The 1,705-nt window shown below is 75.1% G+C and carries 2 protein-coding genes; one reads left to right on the top strand and one right to left on the bottom strand.

Features of this window, described 5'->3' with window-relative positions:
- Window positions 1–115: 115 nt before the first annotated feature.
- The gene (locus tag ABZV34_RS39165; RefSeq protein WP_356287973.1) at window positions 116–1,384 is read right to left on the bottom strand and encodes an MFS transporter; all 1,269 of its coding nucleotides are present in this window, start codon (window positions 1,382–1,384) and stop codon (window positions 116–118) included.
- Window positions 1,385–1,517: 133 nt separating this feature from the next.
- Here ABZV34_RS39165 and ABZV34_RS39160 point away from each other — a divergent pair.
- On the top strand, window positions 1,518–1,705 hold a 188-nt coding region (locus ABZV34_RS39160; protein WP_356287971.1), incomplete at its 3' end, for a LysR family transcriptional regulator.

Here is a 1,705-nt window from a genome sequence, read left to right as displayed (position 1 = left end):
CAGGGCGCCCACGCGCGACCGGCCGTCTCGTCCTCGACCGCGACGCCCGCACCCGCGTCGGCCCCACCGCCATGCCGAACAGCGGCCCCGATCCCCGTGAAGACCGCGCGACCCGTCAGACGCGGCTCGGTGACGGCTCCGGTTCGCAGGGACGCGCCGCCGCGCGGCGGGGGAGCAGCAACGGGGTCGCCAGCAGGAGCACACCGGCCAGCCCGATGGCCGCACGCGGGCCGAACAGGCTGCCCAGCACGCCCCAGACGGCCGTCAGGAGCGCGGTCGAGGCCTTGGTCGTCACCGCCCACGCGGACAGCGTGCGGGTGACCCGGTCGGTCGCGGTGCGCTCGAGGCGGTAGGTGGCCTGGACGGGGTTGAAGACCCCGCAGCAGAAGATCAGCCCGAGTTCGACGCCCGTCACCAGCAGCAGCCCGCCGGTGCCCGGCCCGAGGAAGGCCAGGCCGACGGGCCAGAGTGCGCGCAGCGCCCCGGCCACGACCAGGACCTGGTGCTGCCCGAACCGGGTGACGAGCGGTCGGGCCAGCCGCGAGCCGAGCAGGCCGCCGATCGAGGGCGCGGCGAAGGCGAGACCGTACTGCCACGGCGCGAACCCGAGCCGGCCGAGCATCAGGACGGCCAGCAGCGGCTGGGCGGCCATCACCAGGCCGTTGAACAGGGCGGTGTTGAAGAAGAGCGGGCGCAGTGTCGCGTCGGCGAGGATGAACCGCCAGCCGTCGAGCAGGTCCCCGGCCCGCATGCGCGCGTCCTCCCGGCGCCCGGGCGGCGGCTCGTGCCCGCCCGCCGCGCGGATGCCCAGGGCCGAGAGCAGATAGCTGACCGCGTCGGCCACCACCGTCGCCACCGGACCGAGGAGCCCGATCGCGGCGCCGCCCAGCGGCGGTCCGACGATCGTGGTCGTCCACGCCGTGGACTCCAGCCGGGCGTTGGCGACGAGCAGGTCCCCGGCCGCCAGCAGCGTCTTCAGGTACGCGCCGGACGCGGCGCGGAAGGTGATGTCGGCCGCCGCGACGACGACCGAGACCAGCAGGAGCTGAAGGAAGGTGAGCGCGCCGCACGCGAACGCGGCGGGAATCGTCAGCAGCGCCGCGAACCGCACCAGGTCCGTGGCGATCAGCACCGTCCGCTTGCGGCGGAACTCCACCCACGGACCGAGCGGCACCGCCACGGCCGCGCCCACCGCGGCCCCCACGGAGGAGAGCACGGCGACCTCGGCCGGTCCGGCGCCCAGCACCCGGATGGCGATCAGCGGGAACGCGCCGAAGGCGAGCCACGTGCCGAGCGCACTGGTTCCGTACGCTCCCCAGAACCACCCGAACCGCCGCCCCAGCCGATGTCCGCGCAGACGTCCCAGCCGGTGCCCGCTTCTCATGCCCGCCGCCCCCGCCCCTCACCCGCACAACCGATCCGCGACCGGAAGCATCAAAGCGAGCGCCACACCCAGGGGTCAAACAACCGCGGGCCCGCCCGGCCACAACCAACGGTTGTGCCCCTAGGGTGCCGACATGGACCTCGACACCGTCCGGACCTTCGTCGCCGCCGCCGACGCGGGGCAGTTCCAGGAGGCCGCGGCCGAGCTCGCGGTCACCCAGCAGGCCGTCTCCAAGCGCATCGCCGCGCTGGAGCGCACCCTCGGCGTGCGGCTGTTCACCCGCACCCCGCGCGGCGCCCGGCTCACCATCGACGGGCAGGC

This window comes from Streptomyces sp. NPDC005195 (genome assembly GCF_040608315.1).
Classification (GTDB): Bacteria; Actinomycetota; Actinomycetes; order Streptomycetales; family Streptomycetaceae; genus Streptomyces; species Streptomyces kaempferi.
Note: the sequence above shows the minus strand (reverse complement) of the source record. Positions and strands in the feature narration are given on the sequence as shown.